Consider the following 17,327-nt stretch of genomic DNA (forward strand, 5'->3'; position numbering starts at 1 on the left):
CATGTTAGATCCAAAATTTTTACGTAACGATATAGAACAAACTGCATTACGGTTAGCTTCTCGTGGATATACTTTGAATGTTGAATTATTAAATCAACTGGAAGAAAAAAGGAAAATTCTACAGATTACCACTGAAACCTTACAAGCCGAGCGTAATAGCCGTTCCAAAGAGATTGGCCAGGCTGCAAAACGGGGTGAAGATATAACCCCGCTGCGCACAGCAATGGGGTTATTAGGCGAAGATTTAGACCGGGCTAAAGAAGATTTTGCACTGTTAGCTGAGCAGATTAAAAGCCTCGCATACAGTATGCCCAATTTACCGCATGAATCTGCACCGCTTGGTAAAGATGAAAGTGAAAATGTAGAAATATTAAAATGGGGTGAGCCGAAGAAGTTTGCTTTTGAAGTCAAAGATCATGTTGATTTGGGCGAAGCCTTAGGCGGTTTAGATTTTAAATCAGCGGTGAAAATCAGCGGCTCTCGTTTTATTGTTATGCGCGGTAAAATCGCTAAATTACACCGCGCTTTAGCGCAGTATATGTTAGATCTTCATACTGATCATCATGGTTATACTGAGATGTATGTCCCTTATCTGGTCAATGCTGATAGTTTATACGGTACCGGGCAGCTGCCTAAATTTGGTGATGACCTGTTTAATACTAAGCCTGCAACGGAAGAGGGCATTGGTATGTCACTTATCCCGACGGCTGAAGTCCCGCTGACTAATATGAGCCGGGATATGATCTATGATGAAACTGAGTTACCGCTTAAATTAACGGCCCATACTCCCTGTTTCAGAAGTGAAGCGGGATCCTATGGTCGTGATACGCGCGGCCTAATTCGCCAGCATCAGTTTGATAAAGTTGAAATGGTGCAGTTAGTACATCCAGACAAAAGTTTTGCAGCATTAGAAGAGTTAACCGGACATGCGGAGCAGGTCTTAAAAAATCTGCAATTACCTTACCGTAAAGTGATTTTGTGTACCGGTGATATGGGCTTTGGCGCAACTAAAACCTATGACTTAGAAGTGTGGTTGCCTGCACAAGACCAATATCGTGAAATCTCATCTTGTTCAAATGTGGGTGATTTTCAGGCGCGCCGTTTGCAGGCTCGTTTCCGCCCTACGGGTGCGAAAAAGCCGGAGTTATTACATACTCTAAACGGCTCCGGGTTAGCCGTGGGTCGTACTTTAGTTGCTGTGCTGGAAAACTATCAACTTGAAGATGGCAGTATTGAAATCCCGCAGGTGTTACTGCAATACATGGGTGGCTTGACGCACATCGGCTAAAGATTCTCACCAACTCAACCTTTGAACAGGTGCAGGGCGCATTCTCGTCGGCTTTAACGGCGAGGCCCTGCAGATCATGACATTTTGTAATGGCCTTCTTTTTTCGGGTCAAGCTAAACGGATTCTTTCTAAAAGTTTCTTTCTAAAAATAACCTGTTCAATCATGTCTATCTCACCCGCATAAGAGTGCACTTTTAATTTCCTTCAATTTCTTATTCTTTGCGTTTTTTACTGCTGTGTTGATCAGAAACACGGTCAAAGAAGTGACGTAATGAATAGAGCATAATCAAGCTCGGTATAACCATTAAGGCGGTGATAATAAAAAATGTTGACCAGTCATTGAGAAAATCGATCAATTGACCGCTAAATGACGCGAGCGTAGTACGCCCCAGATTACCTAATGAAGCCAAGAGAGCATATTGAGTGGCAGAAAATGCGGTGCCGGTCAACAGGGTTAAAAATGAAACAAAAGCAACCGTTGAAAATGCCGTTGTAAAGTTATCAACCAGAATGGTGGCTAAAAACAGATGCTCATTAGGGCCCACATGTGCTATCCATGCAAACATCAAGTTACTTGCAGCCATTGCCGTGCCGCCAATCATCAAACCACGCACAATACCAAATTTAACGTTAAATACACTGCCCAACAGGGTGAAGAAGATAGTTGCTCCCCAGCCAATGAGCTTTGAATAATGACCTATTTGCTCATTGCTAAAGCCAATTTCTTTATAAAAGACAATCGACATACGGCCAAGAAAAGCTTCACCAATTTTAAATAAGAAGACGAATAATAAAATAGTAAGTGCCACTTTAAGACCATTACGTTTAAAGAAGTCCCAAAAAGGCTCAATAACAGTGACACTAAACCAGGTGGCAGCGTGAGATTTCATCACCTTGTTATATTTACCCTCGGCTTCCTGCTGCAATTTTTCTCGCTCAGTGACAGGCTCCCCGACAAGCAGGGTAAACACCATTAATATTGCAACAACAATCGCCATTGCGTAATAGACGCCATTCCAACCCATACCGTCAGCATTCATAAAAGCGAAGTAGCCTGGCAGGGAATAACCTGTCCACCAACCTATTACCGCCATCGCGGCAGCTTGCGGTAATTTACTGGTTTGTTGTCTTGGAAAGGTATCTATTCGGTAGGCGTCAATGGCAATATCCTGCGTGGCAGAAAAGATAGCAATACCTAATGCAAGCATTGATGTCAGCATCAGATTCGTTGCCGGATGCGTACCTGCGATCAACAGTGTTAAGACCAAAATAAATGACTGGCAAAGGAATATCCAGCTGCGCCGTTGCCCCAGAATAGGATACAGGATGGGTATTTTTACGCGATCGATCAACGGTGCCCAAAGAAAATTAAAGGCGTAGACAGTAAAGACTGAACCAAAATAACCTATTGCGGCACGTGTTAACCCGGCATCTTTTAACCAACCGGACATATTAGAGCCAATCAAAACCCACGGAAAACCGCTTGAACAGGCAAGCATAAACACCCATAACAAGCGCTTATCTAAATAACTACGGAAGGTGTCCTTCCAAGATAGCGTTGTGCTCATTAAGTTTTCCTTTTGATTAAAGCCATACAGATAATGACTATCTGCATAATGTTCTAATTTTCACAGCGATGAGTCTGGTTATATATAACTGCCAGAGAATGAACCTGATTGTAGGTTATTACAACTTGATTTTAGTGTTCGAACTGATGCCCTATTAATTCAAATCTCCAGCCGGTTAACAGCTTGGGTTTATTGGCAGTTTGTTTTTGCAGATCGGTTAATTTCCATAACCAGCTTAAATATTCGTTAATAACACGTTTAGAGGCGATTAACTCAAGGGGTAAATCATATTGTTCGGCGCAACCTTGAATTTTATCACGCATTGATTTCATTGTACTTTTGTAACCGGGGAAATCGACTAAGCGTATCACCAGAGGGGGATAAGTACTTTCATCTTGACTGATTACTCGCGTCATAATAGTTAGGATTTGCTGCCCATGAATACGAATTTCATTGGGTAATAAATTTAAACGACGCAGATCGTCGAAAGAAGTGGGTTGATAATAGGCCAATAACCACAAGTGATCAGCTTTTACGACAAAGTTAAGCGCAAGATTACGTTCCTGCGCGGTTTGTAAACGCCATTTTGCTAATGCTTTTATAATAGCCAATCCCTGGCGATCCAATTTAAATAAATTGTTAAGCGATTTATAGGCTTTATCGGGATCTTGTTTTACCATTTTTTGAGCAAGTACACTTTGGCACTCCTGCTCAAAATAAGGGATCATGTTTTTATTTTCAAGTTGTTGCTGCAGCTTTTCTAAGCAGGGTTGTAAATATAGAACATCCACGCCGGCATAGTTTATCTGCTTTTCGCTTAAAGGACGCGCACACCAGTCTGTTCGTGATTCACCCTTGTCAACGATAACGGCTTCTAATGTTTCAACCATTTTAGCATAACCAAGAGAAGCGCCCATATTGAGAAAAGAGCATGCAATCTGGGTATCAAAAAGGGTAAAATTAAGATCACCTTTATGATCGCGAATGATTTCCAAATCTTCACTGCTGGCATGCAAAATTATATTTTTATTATCAATCGCCTGCCAAAAACTTGATAGGTCGCCGACCGCAATAGGATCGATTAGCGTGATGCGCGTATTTTGAGATATTTGTAACAAGCCTAAATTGGCTGAATAAGTGCGGGTGCGGACAAATTCTGTATCAAGTGAAATCGGGCTGCCATCAAGGGTTGCTATAAAATCGTGCAATTGTGCTGTTGTTGTAATTATTTCAAATTGCATCGGTGCAACCTATATATTATTGATTTAAGAAGGGCCTATATTACGGACTTAATTGCTAATCTACCATTGAAATTCACATTTTCCGCGCAGTTATCAACATTTTCCGTGCAGTTATCAACATTTTCTTTAAATGAATATGTATTCTTAATAATTGCATAGGAAAAGTCTTTAAGAGTTAAAAAAGTAATAATAAGACCATTAACATGGTATCATTATTAATCAAATGTAATGTTAACACATTGATTTAAAATAGGATTGCATTCGCTATCCTTTGATCCGATAAATTGAATACAGATTTCATTAGAATGCAGTATTTGATATTGTTGTATTGTTATATTGAGATCGATCATTTAGAATAAATTGTTCTAAACGTAACTAAACAACTTATATCTGCTAGTAACTGTTATATGGTTTATCTCATAGATAGTAGGGCTTAATAGTAAAAGCATAGAGGGTGGTAAGGAAAATAATGACTAAAACAATGTATGAAAAAATTTGGGATGCGCATTTGGTTTATGAACCAGAGTCAGGCTCTCCACTTCTGTTTGTTGACCGACACCTAATGCATGAAGTGACCAGTCCACAAGCATTTGAAGGCCTTAAACTGCAAAATCGTGGTGTGCGCAACACGCACAGTATTTTAGCCACCATGGATCATTGTGTGCCGACAAAAGGGCGCGCCGAAATTTCTGATCCTGTCGCAGCAAAACAGATTCAAACGATGGCTGTTAACTGTAAAGAACATGGTATAAACCTTTACGATATGAGCAGCGCTAACAACGGTATTATCCATATCGTGGTGCCGGAGCATGGTTTTGTTCATCCTGGCATGGTTGTTTGTTGTGGTGATAGCCATACGTCAACACACGGTGCATTTGGTACACTCGCATTTGGTATCGGTACTTCTGAAGTTGAACATGTAATGGCAACACAAACATTACAACAACAAAAATCAAAAACCTTGCTTATAAATGTAGAAGGGAAACTTTCTAAACATGCAACGGCTAAAGACATTGCATTGGCTATTATCGGTAAGACGGGTACCGCTGGCGGTACAGGTTATGTTATTGAATTTGCTGGTGATGCAGTTGTTAACCTGACGATGGAAGGTCGTATGACCCTCTGTAATATGGCAATAGAAGCGGGCGCTCGTGCAGGTCTTATTGCACCGGATCAAAAAACCTTTGATTTTCTTGAAGGGAAAGAGTTTGCACCTAAGGGCAAAGATTGGGATGCGGCTCTTGCTTATTGGAAAACACTGCCTTCTGATAAGGGTGCTGATTTTGATAAAGTAATCAACTTTAAAGCTGAAGATATCGCGCCACAAATTACCTGGGGGACTTCACCGGAACAGGTGATCTCAGTGAATGGACTCGTGCCGGCACCCACTGATTTTGATGATCCAATTAAAGCACAGGCTTGTAAAAACGCCCTTGAATATATGAAGATTAAAGCCGGCCAGAAAATGACCGATGTTAATGTCGATATTGTATTTTTAGGCTCTTGTACTAATGGCCGCATTGAAGATTTTCGTGCTGCTGCCGAGATGCTTAAAGGTAAATCGATTGCCCCCGGTGTTCAGGCCATGGCTGTACCCGGTTCCTACCCTGTAAAAGAACAAGCTGAAGCTGAAGGTTTAGATAAGATCTTTATTGATGCCGGTTGGGAATGGCGTGAGCCAGGCTGTTCAATGTGTCTTGCTATGAATGGTGATGAATTAACAGACGGTCAACGTAGTGCTTCTACTTCAAACCGTAATTTCGAAGGTCGTCAAGGTAAAAATGGACGTACTCACCTTGTTTCACCTGCAATGGCGGCAGCGGCATCTATTGCCGGACACTTTGTAGATATTCGAGATTGGGCATAAAGGAAACAATAATGGAAGCTTATAAAAAACATACTAGCATTGCGGCATTAATGAATCGCAGTAACGTTGATACAGACCAAATTATTCCAACGCAGTTCTTGAAAAAAATAGAGCGTACGGGTTTTGGTATCCATCTTTTTCATGATTGGCGTTTTCTGGCCGATAATGTCACTCCTAACCCTGAATTTGAGCTTAATAAACCTGTCTTTAAAGGTGCTAAAATCTTAGTGACCGGTGCTAACTTCGGTTGTGGCTCTTCGCGCGAACATGCTCCCTGGGCAATTGCTGATTACGGTTTTAATACGGTTATCTCAACGAGCTTTGCTGATATTTTTTACACTAACTGTTTTAAGAATGCGCTTCTGCCTATTAGAGTAAGCAAAGATGAACTTGCTGCATTAATGGCTGAGATCGCGGCGAATGAAGGTGTTGAATTTACAGTTGATCTTGAAGCTGAAAAGTTAACCACGCCAGGCGGCATTGTTATTCATATTGAAGTGGATCCGTTTCGTAAGGAATCTTTATTGGGCGGTCTTGACGATATTGCTTGGACATTAAAGCACGAAGATAAAATCACTGCTTTTGAAGAAAAACAAAAACAAACTTTACCTTGGTTATGGAAATAGTCGTTTTTAACTTCTAAAAAAGAAAGAACAATTATAAGGCGCATTTATTGCGCCTTTTTTATAAAAAACTTATCTGCTTTTCTATCACCTATTTTGAATAGTTTCAGCTCGCCACTCAGTGGTGAATAACAGGATGTTATTGATTTTAACAAGCATAAATGAATAGAAAATGAGTGGATTTGGTATTAGACTACGTAAAAAATCAGATCAGTAACAGAGAAGGAAATAATAATGCGAGTTTGTGGTGTAGAGTTAACAGGTAATGAAGCTATTATCAGCATATTACAGTTAAAAGATGGTTTATATGATGTCCCTAAAGTACGCGCGGCTAAATTCAGTCTGCCCGATGCGATTAATACCGATCCCCTAAAAAAGTTTCAATTTGAATTTTCACAACTAATGAAAGATTATCAGGTTGATACTGTTGTTATAAAGCAGCGTGATTTAAAAGGAAAATATGCCGGTAATCCTCTGAGTTTTAAAATAGAAGGTGCATTACAATTGATACCGGATGTAAAGGTGCACGTTTTATCAAGCCATTATATTAAAGAAGGTTTATCTTTCGCCCAGGTAAAACCGGATGTGCGTGAGTTAGGCTTAAAACAATTTCAAAACCAGGCAATGCTGACCGCATTTGCTTATTTGGAGCAGCAAGCTGCTTTATCCCGACAAAGTTAAGAATATAATCTTGAATTAGCAAGGAAGGCCGCGGATTGTTAGCAGGCTTATTCCTCTGTTATTTTAAGCAATAAAAAGCACTGAACGGTTCACCTTCAGTGCTTTTTTTGATTATTATATAACCTTTTTAATTAAAATAAAGATTACAGCGTAGTGAGCACATCGTTCGCAGCTAATCGCGCTTTTGGCAAACCATAGTTATAATCTTCAGTCTCTGAATGATAACCCATAGCCAAAGCAAATTGACAGACGTAACCCTGCAGGAAATTATTCGGATCGACCACGGACAGTCCCGCTGTATCGGGATAATGGAATGCGATAAGGCATGTCAATATGTCTTCAATGGCCGATCGTGCTGATATGATAGGAACATCTTCATAAATATTAGCCAGAATCAGATCCTTGTTTTCTGTCGATGCCGCCATTTTTAAACTTTTACCTAAACCTTTCTCTGGAATACTTGCTTAGGTGATCTCTCTTATACCAATGTCACTTTGAAGGCGCGTTGTCATCTAGGTTTTATCCCTGGCATAGGGTGAGATTGTAGCGGCGTGACGAGATAGTCTTCATGCCGTGTTATTAACTCGTAAGCTGAAATAGACAATGTGTTTATGAACCGCGGAAAAGCCGCAAGCCTATTGAAAGATAGGTGCGGCTTGTAGTTAAGCGTTATTTTGAGCTGTTATTTAAAGACAAATTTACCATTGCTGTTTTTCCTATCTGCGGCTGTGGGAATGTTTTCAATAGTATCCCTGTGCTCAACAATCTTGACATTGTGCAGACGGAGCAGGTCATAAAATGCAGCGGGTTTGTTGAGGAATAGGCCTTCGCTGATAGCAAGTACAAAGTTACCTTCGCCTAAAATTTTATGATTTTGGCTGTAAACCAAAGGCATGACCATCTTTGCAAGATCGCCCAGCGCTTTACCTAAGCCATTAAGTCCATCTGCAATTCCCGGGTTATGTTGCAGATAATCATTATCCTCGGGACCAATGAAGGTTGGAATTTGAGACATATCAGCTGGATCAGGATATTTCCAACAAAGTTGGCAATAATTGTCTTGTTCTGCTCGGTTTTATGCACATCTTTGATTTTAATCTGACCGTCAAATTGAGTACGACCACTGGTATTTTTGGGTGCTATATCTTGTAGATTATCCCAGTGCTCAACAATTTTACCTTCTTCAAAGCGGAATATAGCCAACCCCGCTTTTGGACCGAAGAAATTATACTCAGTATAGGTTCTGACATATTGGGCGGCCTGCAATGAGCGCTTAATCTGCGCTTTAGCACTGTCTTTTGGCAAGATCTGTAAAACCTCCGCAAAACCTACCGGGATGATTTTGAATAGTAAATCGGATCACTTTATTAATGCATTTGGCATGATGTTATCGGTAGGGTGCATTGTATGCACCTCGGGCAGGCACAGAATACACCTACGAGCTATGCGTTTTTTGTTATGATGGGTGCTACTTGGTGTTCAAATAAGACCGCCATTAAATTTATGATCAGTTGCTTCAAAGAAAAAATTTACGCTCACAATTAATGCATTGGCTCTAAGAATAATCCTGATCTACGCCTAACGTAAAAATGTCTCGATTCACAAACTTTATGCGCTTAGTAAAAAAATTATCACTCCAACATTTTTTTTGTCAAAAAATGAAGATAATTTATACATTTTAAATTTATATATTCATATGGAATTAATAGCCATTCTTTTAGATTAAAAAGAACTAAAAAATAGTGTTTTTTTACTTTACTAAAAACAGGTTTAACTGCGATTATTAGGAATTGAAAGCGTCAAGTATTTCATTGCAATACTGACCAATATTATGAAAATTAATTTATTTTGGAGATTTATATGGGAAGTGAAAATTCTCAGAAATTTGATGTTGATAATGAAGCCCAAGACGAATGGGAAGATAATGATTGGGAAGAGGGTGACGTTGTCAGTGAAGATGACGTTCTCAGTGCAAGTGAATTGAAAGAAAAACAAAAAAAAATTGATATCGAAAAAGCGAAAGTTCGTCGCAGTATTGAAGAGTTTAGGGAACAAAAAAGATTAAAGGAGTTATTGGGTGATGACTTTGATGATTAAATCGCATTAACCTTCTATCAACCTCATAAAATAAACCTCTATTTATTTAAACGCTGTTATATGCAGACGATGGCGTTTTATCAAAATTTATTACCTGTTACTTACTGCCATTGACATATTCTTGTCATCTAACTCTGTTATAAATATTAAGTCAACGCGTTAGGTTGATCTGCTAATCTAGCAGTGTATCGAGAATAGCTTGGGGTAGTTAATATGCAAAAAAGCATCATCAATAAACAGGTCAATAATGAATTACAAGAACAAGCCTTATTGGAAGAAAAAGAATGGGAGTTAGCCGTTAATAAATCCAAGGAGAAATATAAATCAGCCGCCCGTCGAAAGGATAAAGTTGTTGGTGACAAAAGAGAATATTTCAAGGATAAAAAAGCCTACGAGGAAATTAAAGGGAGTGATTTTGACGATTATTACAGCTGAGAAAAATGCTTTTTATCAGCTGTAATCGCTGTAGTAGAGCAATCTGACGTTTTTTTTAAAAGCGTATTTGCACCTGATAACGGCTTCCTTCAATCTTTTCACGATATGACCAGTGGTAGTTGGTTGCTATTTTTTCGATTAAACGCAGTCCTAAACCAAAACCCAAATCAGCGCTATCAAGTATTTTATCTTCACAGGTATTATTAATCGATACGGTTGATCCAACTTGAGAAATAACCACGCTTCCTTCGCTAGTATGTTGAAAAGCATTGCGAATTAGGTTGGCCAGTATAATTTGGCAGGGAATTTCAGCTGTATTAATGCAGTGGGGGACAATATTTACCGTTAGCTGTACCGGTTTATTGTCTAATAAATAAGTCAGTTCATCGACCAAAGTCACAACTAACTGGTCTATATAAACCTTCTCACTGGCCAGCTGGTTAGCATCATCTCTACTTAACCATAAAAGGGTATTGGTCAGATTTATCATTGTCTTACCAGCACGATCAATGCGAGCTAACACATCGGACTGTTTCGCTGTGCTGCCCTGTTTTACCTGTAATTTTGAGAGTAATTCAGTATTAGTTCTCATTACTGCCAGTGGCGTTCTTAATTCATGACTTGCATATGAAAGAAATTATTGCTCTCTTGCAAGGCTTTCCTGAACAGAGCTGAGACTCATTTTTACTATTTCAGCGAGTGTATTAAGTTCACTGTATTGAAAATCAGGTATAGGTTGTTTTAACTTATCTTCATCTAAAGATTTAGCCCAATCTTTCAGTGATTCAACGGGTTTAGTCACTTTATGAATAATAAAAAGAACAATTAATAAGAACAGCCCGATGGCAGCAAGGGCAAAAATACCTACCCATGCAATATGCGGCAGTCCATGATGCATTCCGGGACGCGCATCGGTTTTATTAATCACTTTTGATATATACCTTAACTGCCCGGATTTATTAGCAATTAACATAGCCACCCATAATTATTAGCGAATAGCAATTAATATAGCCACCCATAATTATTAGCGAATATTTGCGCACTGGTCTAGTCTTTAGTTACCTTTATTTACTTGCAGGTAATAATTATGGCCAATCCAAGAAAAACGATAGTGAGCTTAGATGACACGCCTTACTATCACTGCTGTTCACGTGTTGTGCGTAAAGCATTCTTATGTGGCATTGATAGCACAACAGGTGACAACTATGAACATCGCCGGGAGTGGGTTGATTCTCGCATTATTGAGCTTGCGTCCATCTTTGCGATTGATATTTGTGCTTATGCCGTCATGAGTAATCACCTGCATGTTGTCCTTAAAGTGAATGCTGATAAAATCGCAAGCTGGTCTGATAAAGCAGTACTTGTTCAATGGCATAAAGGCTTTAAAGGTACGTTACTGACGCAGAAGTTTGTTAAAGGTGAAGACCTTAATGACCTTGAACTCAAAACCGTTAATGACTGTATTAGCGAATATCGTCGACGTTTAATCGATATTAGCTGGTTTATGCGCTCACTCAGTGAGCCGATTGCTAGACAGGCGAACAAGGAAGATAGGTGTACCGGCAGATTTTATTCGCTACCATCCATGGCGCTCACCCTTCGGGCCAGCTAAAGCTGTTCTCATTTATTCCTTATAAATGAGTGGGAAGGGCGCTTTAAATCCCAGGCATTACTTGATGAAGCTGCCGTATTAGCTTGTATGGCGTATGTTGATTTAAACCCCATTCGTGCCAAGATGGCGACAACCCCTGAAACCTCCGATCACACCAGCATCCAGCGAAGAATTCACTCAGCCATAAAAGGTGAGCAACCAGCAGAATTACTGCCGTTTGTAGGTGATGAATGCCTGAACATCCCTGACGGACTGATGTTTAGCGTCAAAGATTATATCGAGCTTGTTGAAGATACTGGTCGAATCATACGAGAAGATAAGCGCGGTACCATTAGTTCAAGCAGTCAAAATATCCTAAATAGACTTAACATTCCCGCAGACAACTGGCTTAAAATTACTCGCGAATTTGGTCATTTATTTAAAGGGGCGGTAGGTGCCTTACCGGCATTAACTGAATACTGTGAACATTTAGACCGAAAGCGACGCCACGGTGCAGCAAACTGCGAACGTTGGTTGCGTGCTTAAAGCTTGATTCTTCAACTACCCATAAGTCATTTCCCGCTTGATTGATATCAAGCTGCTTCTGCTGGTTTGAAACGGCCATACTCCTCATATTTCACAATCTAAAGCCGTATAAATTTAAAAAATTTCAATTTATACGTTTGAATAACTATAAAAAACTACCGCAATGAATGCTGAAAGAGGCTATTTTATTTTTTAGAAGAATGGGTGGTAGAAGAATGGGTGGCATGCTTATTTCTTGTCATGCTTATTTTTGTCATGCTTATTTTTGTCATGCTTATTTCATGCTTATTTTTTAGAAGAATGGGTGGCATGCTTATTTGTTTGCTTATTTTGTAAGAATGGGTGGCATGCTTATTTTTAGCGCATTCAAAGGCTTTTGCAGCGCCTGCGGTGTAAACTGTTTTGCTGGGGATAGACAAATCACCTGTTAAGGAAGTAAGATTGTGGTGGGTTTGAAAAATGTTTTTACAAAAAAATGCGATTAAGTCGTATTCAGCCCAGTATCAGCATTTATAACCCCAAGTCTGATTGATTCTTAATAAATCAAGGAGAATAAAATGCTAGAAGTACCACATGGTTTTGTTAAAGGGACGGTAACAGATCGTATTGATTGGACCGAAAATGAATTTAGCTTGATGATTAATGCACCTGTCGATCCCTATTCGGCTGGTCAATTTACAAAATTAGCGTTGCCCGATGCTGCCGGTGAATGGGTACGGCGAGCCTATTCTTTAGTCAATTATCCGCACCATAAAGCCGGTCATGAACAGATGGAATTTCTCTTTATTACGGCGGATGAAGGGCAGTTAAGCCCGCGTCTGCAGCAGTTAACTGCGGGCGATCCCGTTTATGTTTCCAAAAAATCCAGCGGATTTATGACCTTAGCCGAAATACCGGACAACATGACCAATTTATGGCTACTTTCAACCGGCAGTGCTATCGGACCCTTTCTTTCTATTTTAGATGAATTAGAAACGGCCTCTCGTTTTGAAGAAATTGTCTTGGTTCATGCCGTAAGAACGGAGGCTGAGTTAGTTTATCAATCTAAAATTGCACAAATGATTGAGCGCTACAAAGGCAAACTTCGTTATATTCCTATTGTTTCAAGGGAAGAGTCTAAGGGGCTTTTACAGGGGAGAATTCCTGATTTATTGCTGTCAGGTGCACTGACCGAAACAGCCCGAGTGGCATTAAATAAAGAGAGCAGTTTCTTTTATATCTGCGGTAACCCTGACATGGTTAAAGACACCAGTGCCGCTTTAAATACACTTGGTTATATCAAAAACTTAAGGCGTAAAGCCGGCAATTTCAGTTCAGAGAATTATTGGTAATTTTTCCCATACCCACGCCTTGAAGACGTTTTCGGTAAATGATGCCGGTGTTTTCAAAAGGCTTGGCTATACTCCCGCGCCGGCAGGGAAAAAGCGGCTTTCTACAATTAGGCTTTTTACTCTAAAGGATAGAAAGGCGCTAAGATACTTGTGCAATACATTGGCAATGAAACCGCTCGTAGGGTGCGCTCCGCGCACCGATTTTCGCTACTTGCGGTGCGCGGAGCGCACCCTACCGATAACATAATTCCAATTCATCCTGACGGCTTTGTGAGCGTAAATTTTTCCTTTGAAGCAAGTGATCATAAACGTAATAATTTTGGTATTAGTTAGGTGCGCAACAACAGTTCCTATGCCGTTTTTGTCTATGTAATTAAGCGTAAATATATTCAAATAATTTAACGCAGCCACTCAAGCAGTTCCTGAGTCATGATAGCGGCAGCTTTGTTCAGTGCTGCTACCGCGCCACCGGCATTGATCGGCGATGCCATCGGCACGCTTGAAACAAAATTCCGACTTTTGATAACCCTGCTGGTATTATTATCGATAAGGTTAAAGTGTATTCTTATCAACCCATCGGATGTTCCGTCATCATTGAGTCTGTGGCTGAAATCAAGCAGGGTACTTTCGAGCAGAAAGTCCGATTGCGACTGTGATGAGTCAGGAACAACCGCAATGTAACGCCCGCTTTTTTCAAGTGCTTCCTGAAAAATAAGGCGCAACATGATAGTTGGCGAATCACTCCAGCGGCTATAAGCGTAACTGTTCTGCCCGTAGCGCTGATCGCGATAGATTATCGCCCGGCCATTAAAGACATGCGAGCTGCGCATTCGGCTTAACATAAGAATACCAGCAGGTTTTGCTGCTCTGATCTTAGAAGTATCCAGCGCGGGAGAAAGGGTATAGGTCGAAACGGGCGGCAATTTTTCGCCGGCACAGCCTGTTATTCCAATCAATAACAGTGCTAATAAAAAGAAATCTCTATTTTTCATGATAACCTTCCTCACCGGGTCCCGGATTTGCCTGCCTGCGTTTAAAAAGCAAATCTGCAGGGCTGTCTTGAATGCCCTGCAGGGTTGTCTGCAGCGTGCTGGTGAGAATATCAAGATCGCTTAAAAGCTGGTTCAATGCACTAAAGTTCGCGCGTATTCCCCGGGTCATTTCCTGACTAAGGCCGGTGGTGTTTTTTTCAATATTATCAGCCATGCGCTTGATACTTATTGAGGCTGCAGTAATTTTTTCAGAGGTTGCAGCTATCTGGTTCTCCATCACGATGCCATTATCAATCAGAGTGCGAATAGCGCTTAATTGTACGCGCAAATCTTTAACCAGTTCTTTACTTTCAAAGAGCAGCAGTTCAACATTATTTATATTTTCATCTCCGAGTAAGCGGTTGATGTTTTCCAGTGTTTCAATCGATTTTTCTGCTAATTGACTCAAAGATTGATCAATTCGTCTTAATGTTGACGGTCTTGACGGGATGATGGGTATGGTATTATTTATCCTCTTTAATAATGGGGCATGTTTGTCTATGCCTTGCAGCTCGACATAGGCAAGCCCGGTAATACCGTAAAAATTGAGCGCCGCAGTGGTATCCGTCTTGATAGCTGTGTCCTGCTTTATTTTGATCAGTAATTCCACCACTTCCGAGTTATCTGCTTTAAGTCCAATTTTTACCACCCAACCAACGTCCACGCCTCGATATTTAACCGTGGCATCGGTGTTCAAACCTGCAACGGATTCTGATAAATGCACCAGGTAAGTATCATAGCTTTGTTGTCCGTGTTGCCTTGTCAACCAGAAGGTAATACTTAATAAGGCCGTCGTCAGGATAACCACAAAGAGTCCGACAATGGTGTAATTTATTTTACTTTCCATGACCATTCCTTAAGCGCCCGCGGGCTCCTCGAAAGAACTGCTCGATGACCGGATCAGGCAGCTGTATGACCTCCTTCAGAGTACCTTCCGCAATCACTTTTTTATTTGCCAGTACGGCAAAACGATCCACAATGGTCCAGATGGAGTCAAGATCATGAGTCACCATCACAATAGTAAGATCCAGCATATTGCGTAATTCAACAATCAAATGGTCAAATTCTTCAGCACCAATAGGATCCAGTCCGGAAGTGGGCTCATCTAAAAATAATAAGCGTGGATCCATCGCCAGAGCTCTCGCCAATGATGCGCGCTTGACCATGCCGCCGCTTAACTGAGCAGGGTAGAGATCGGCACTGTGGTAAGGAAGGCCGACCAGATTTAACTTCATATGGACAATCTCTTTAATCAGTTTTGCCGGTAGACTTGTATACTCCTTGAGACTGATTGCCACATTTTCCATTACCGTCAGTGAAGAATAAAGTGCCCCTTGTTGAAAAAGGACACCCCACTGACCCCGCAGCTCGGCAGCTTCAGCTTGGCTTATATTGACTAAATCATAACCGAGTACCTGTATTTTTCCCGATGCAGGCCGTAACAACATGATCATCTCTTTCATTAATGTCGATTTTCCGGAACCGCTGCCGCCGAGCAGGCCATAGATTTCACCGTGTTGAACGCTCAAACTAATACCGTTATGAACCACCTTATCAGCAAACCTAGTCACTACATTATCAACACGGATAACGTGGCTCATAGTCCGAGCTCGCTAAAGATAACGGAAAAAAGTGCATCACAGGCAATGACCAGAAAAATAGCGTTGACCACACTGATTGTCGTGTAACGGCCAAGACTTTCCGTATTGCTGGAAACCTGAAACCCGCGAAAGCAGCCGGTGACGGCGATTAACCAGGCAAAGAAAGGGCCTTTAAAAATCCCTATCCAGACGTGTTTTATATCGAGTACATTTGGCAGACGATGAATGAATTCGGCATAGGAAATATTGAGGTGGATATTAGACACAACCATGCCTCCCGCAATACCAATAACATCCGCAAATAATATCAGCAGGGGCATAACAATCATTAAAGCAATAATGCGCGGCAGAACAAGAAAGCGATGCGGATCGAAGCCCATGGTACGCATCGCGCTAATCTCTTCTGTAATAATCATCGCGCCAAGTTGCGCGGTATAGGATGAGCCGGTTCTGCCGGCGACAACTATCGCTGTGATCAGCGGGGCGAGCTCTCTGGTAATCGAAATGCCTATCATATCGACGATAAAAACATTGGCGCCAAACTTCTGCAGCTGTAATGCGCTCTGATAGGTTATCACCACACCAATCAGGCAACTTGTCAGGGCAACAATAGGCAGCGCACGAACACCCGCTTCTTCGATATTTTTGACAATGGATGCATAGCGGATGGATGCTGGATGCCGTAGAGAGGAAAGTAGGGCGGCTGAATGCTCACCGATAAAGCTCAGAAAATCGTTAATATCCTGCCGTAAATTTTCCACAGACTGGCCAATATGAGTGAAGGGGAGCAGCATTTGAGGTAATAAGCCGGATTTTGACTTCGCTTGCTGTGAAACATGCGCATTCAATAACTGATAAAGATTTTGATACTCAGCTCCTGCACCGGTCAGTTCGATGGTGCAGTGCTGTAACTTGAGCAAATCATGGTAATGGATATAAAGCATTATACCGGCAGAATCTACCTTTCCTACGCCTGACACATCCCATTCTACGGACATATTAAAAAGGGAATCGGCCTCTTTTTCTAAATATTTCAGCACATCTTTAAGAGATTTAGCCGTCCAGTCACCCTGACATCGAAATAATATCGCGCCAGCAGTGACTTGAATCTTCTCAATCTGAGCCTGTTGTCGTTTCAAATAGGTATCCATTTAATATCAATCACTTTTATCCGTGACCGCTGTCAAGCAGCCACCCTGCAAGAACATAATGCTTTGTGTTTGAGTATAGTAAGAATAAAAATGGGTTACCCAAAAAAGGTGCAATATTTGCGAAGCATTTTGGATCGCTAATAATGCTGCCCGTTGTTTAATTTTGAATACGTCTATCGGTGGTTGGTTTTTTGAGCCATTGGCAGCTTTTAATAACAGCAATATTAAGAGCGTTATTATTTTTGCAGGTCATAAGTTAAACAAATGGCGCAAGGG

The 17,327-nt window shown here is 40.9% G+C and carries 16 protein-coding genes and 2 pseudogenes; 8 read left to right on the top strand and 10 right to left on the bottom strand.

Going from position 1 to position 17,327, the window contains the following annotated elements:
- The first annotated feature begins 1 nt into the window (after position 1).
- The gene (serS, locus tag CXF72_RS18145) at positions 2 to 1,288 is read left to right on the top strand and encodes a serine--tRNA ligase (protein WP_101041195.1); all 1,287 of its coding nucleotides are present in this window, start codon (positions 2 to 4) and stop codon (positions 1,286 to 1,288) included.
- A 212-nt stretch (positions 1,289 to 1,500) separates the two neighbouring features.
- Here the strand turns inward: serS and CXF72_RS18150 are convergent, their stop codons facing one another.
- On the bottom strand, positions 1,501 to 2,856 hold the full coding sequence (locus tag CXF72_RS18150) for an AmpG family muropeptide MFS transporter (protein WP_101041196.1): 1,356 nt from the start codon (positions 2,854 to 2,856) through the stop codon (positions 1,501 to 1,503).
- A 131-nt stretch (positions 2,857 to 2,987) separates the two neighbouring features.
- Positions 2,988 to 4,097, bottom strand: coding sequence for a ribonuclease D (rnd, locus tag CXF72_RS18155; RefSeq protein ID WP_101041197.1), 1,110 nt, complete (start codon positions 4,095 to 4,097; stop codon positions 2,988 to 2,990).
- A 469-nt stretch (positions 4,098 to 4,566) separates the two neighbouring features.
- Between rnd and leuC the strand changes: the two genes are divergently transcribed.
- The 3 genes from leuC (at position 4,567) to CXF72_RS18170 (ending at position 7,268) form a co-directional block, all read left to right on the top strand.
- Positions 4,567 to 5,964, top strand: a complete 1,398-nt coding sequence (leuC, locus tag CXF72_RS18160; protein ID WP_101041198.1) for a 3-isopropylmalate dehydratase large subunit — start codon at positions 4,567 to 4,569, stop codon at positions 5,962 to 5,964.
- 11 nt (positions 5,965 to 5,975) lie between these two features.
- Positions 5,976 to 6,590 (top strand): 3-isopropylmalate dehydratase small subunit, encoded by a 615-nt coding sequence (gene leuD, locus CXF72_RS18165; RefSeq protein ID WP_101041199.1) that lies wholly within the window; start codon positions 5,976 to 5,978, stop codon positions 6,588 to 6,590.
- 231 nt (positions 6,591 to 6,821) lie between these two features.
- The gene (locus CXF72_RS18170; RefSeq protein WP_101041200.1) at positions 6,822 to 7,268 is read left to right on the top strand and encodes a DUF3010 family protein; all 447 of its coding nucleotides are present in this window, start codon (positions 6,822 to 6,824) and stop codon (positions 7,266 to 7,268) included.
- A gap of 143 nt (positions 7,269 to 7,411) precedes the next feature.
- Here CXF72_RS18170 and CXF72_RS19655 read toward each other — a convergent pair whose 3' ends face one another.
- Both CXF72_RS19655 and CXF72_RS19460 read right to left on the bottom strand, forming a co-directional pair.
- Complete coding sequence (locus tag CXF72_RS19655) at positions 7,412 to 7,693, bottom strand: hypothetical protein (protein WP_198552666.1); 282 nt, start codon at positions 7,691 to 7,693, stop codon at positions 7,412 to 7,414.
- A 257-nt stretch (positions 7,694 to 7,950) separates the two neighbouring features.
- Positions 7,951 to 8,283 (bottom strand): nuclear transport factor 2 family protein, encoded by a 333-nt coding sequence (locus CXF72_RS19460; protein ID WP_157823292.1) that lies wholly within the window; start codon positions 8,281 to 8,283, stop codon positions 7,951 to 7,953.
- A gap of 845 nt (positions 8,284 to 9,128) precedes the next feature.
- Here CXF72_RS19460 and CXF72_RS18190 point away from each other — a divergent pair.
- Positions 9,129 to 9,365, top strand: coding sequence for a PA3496 family putative envelope integrity protein (locus CXF72_RS18190; protein WP_101041203.1), 237 nt, complete (start codon positions 9,129 to 9,131; stop codon positions 9,363 to 9,365).
- A gap of 213 nt (positions 9,366 to 9,578) precedes the next feature.
- Positions 9,579 to 9,800: a hypothetical protein gene (locus CXF72_RS18195; RefSeq protein ID WP_101041204.1), complete on the top strand. Its 222-nt coding sequence runs from the start codon at positions 9,579 to 9,581 to the stop codon at positions 9,798 to 9,800.
- Between the two features lie 55 nt (positions 9,801 to 9,855).
- On the opposite strand, the pseudogene CXF72_RS18200 reads toward CXF72_RS18195, so the two are convergent.
- Positions 9,856 to 10,425, bottom strand: a pseudogene (locus CXF72_RS18200) (sensor histidine kinase); the annotation flags it as partial.
- A 12-nt stretch (positions 10,426 to 10,437) separates the two neighbouring features.
- A complete protein-coding gene (locus CXF72_RS18205) occupies positions 10,438 to 10,773 on the bottom strand; it encodes a HAMP domain-containing protein (RefSeq protein WP_101041206.1) in 336 nt (111 codons plus the stop codon).
- Positions 10,774 to 10,887: 114 nt separating this feature from the next.
- Here CXF72_RS18205 and CXF72_RS18210 point away from each other — a divergent pair.
- Both CXF72_RS18210 and CXF72_RS18215 read left to right on the top strand, forming a co-directional pair.
- Positions 10,888 to 11,937 (top strand): annotated as a pseudogene (locus CXF72_RS18210) (transposase).
- A 557-nt stretch (positions 11,938 to 12,494) separates the two neighbouring features.
- Positions 12,495 to 13,268, top strand: a complete 774-nt coding sequence (locus tag CXF72_RS18215) for a ferredoxin--NADP reductase (RefSeq protein WP_101041207.1) — start codon at positions 12,495 to 12,497, stop codon at positions 13,266 to 13,268.
- A gap of 398 nt (positions 13,269 to 13,666) precedes the next feature.
- On the opposite strand, the gene CXF72_RS18225 is transcribed toward CXF72_RS18215, so the two are convergent.
- Genes CXF72_RS18225 through CXF72_RS18240 form a run of 4 tightly spaced genes read right to left on the bottom strand, consistent with a single transcriptional unit; the run spans position 13,667 to position 17,039 of the window.
- A complete protein-coding gene (locus tag CXF72_RS18225) occupies positions 13,667 to 14,260 on the bottom strand; it encodes an ABC-type transport auxiliary lipoprotein family protein (protein ID WP_101041209.1) in 594 nt (197 codons plus the stop codon).
- Positions 14,250 to 15,146 carry an MlaD family protein gene (locus CXF72_RS18230; RefSeq protein ID WP_157823293.1) on the bottom strand — a complete coding sequence of 299 codons (897 nt, stop codon included), beginning with the start codon at positions 15,144 to 15,146 and terminating at the stop codon, positions 14,250 to 14,252. Before CXF72_RS18230 ends, CXF72_RS18225 begins: the two co-directional genes overlap by 11 nt.
- On the bottom strand, positions 15,136 to 15,900 hold the full coding sequence (locus CXF72_RS18235) for an ABC transporter ATP-binding protein (RefSeq protein WP_101041211.1): 765 nt from the start codon (positions 15,898 to 15,900) through the stop codon (positions 15,136 to 15,138). The genes CXF72_RS18230 and CXF72_RS18235 overlap by 11 nt, the downstream gene beginning before the upstream one ends.
- Entirely contained in the window at positions 15,897 to 17,039 is a 1,143-nt protein-coding gene (locus CXF72_RS18240; protein WP_232785022.1) for an ABC transporter permease, read from the bottom strand. Before CXF72_RS18240 ends, CXF72_RS18235 begins: the two co-directional genes overlap by 4 nt.
- Positions 17,040 to 17,327: the final 288 nt, after the last annotated feature.

The organism is Psychromonas sp. MB-3u-54, from assembly GCF_002836415.1.
Classification (GTDB): domain Bacteria; phylum Pseudomonadota; class Gammaproteobacteria; order Enterobacterales; family Psychromonadaceae; genus Psychromonas.